The organism is Liquorilactobacillus sicerae (assembly GCF_029916425.1).
Classification (GTDB): domain Bacteria; phylum Bacillota; class Bacilli; order Lactobacillales; family Lactobacillaceae; genus Liquorilactobacillus; species Liquorilactobacillus sicerae.
The window spans coordinates 1-395 of record NZ_JAHAVQ010000348.1 but is presented as its reverse complement, the minus strand read 5'-3'; the positions used below and the strand labels follow the sequence as shown (position 1 = coordinate 395).

Below are 395 nucleotides of genomic sequence, written 5' to 3'. Positions count from 1 at the left end.
CATTTTATTGTTAAATATGATGAAACTCTGTTATCGGATATTTTAAACAGTGCAAATTCGCTCAACGCTATTTCCCAACTTCAAATTTTGCAGGATTTGCGTTTGTTGGCAGAAGGCCAACAAGTTTCATATGCAGATATTGTGCCAGTATTAATGCGCTTTGTTGACAGCCATTCAATGCTTACCAATTCTGCCCTGTATCGTGTTGCCAACAACTTGAAAAAGTTTGTTATGCCAGATTCCGATGAAGAAAAGGCCTTGAAAGCATTCTATGACAAGTTGAGTTCTAGGCAACTTGCACGTTTGGGTTGGAGCTCTAAACCTGGTGAATCTAATGATGATCAATTAACGCGTCCGTATGTTTTGAACGCGGCGTTGTATGCAGGGAATGACAA

General features: G+C 39.7%; 1 protein-coding gene. It reads left to right on the top strand.

The window, feature by feature from the left end; all coding sequences use genetic code 11:
- The coding region (locus KH893_RS12775; protein ID WP_281166393.1) for an ERAP1-like C-terminal domain-containing protein at nt 1–395 on the top strand (395 nt) is incomplete at both ends.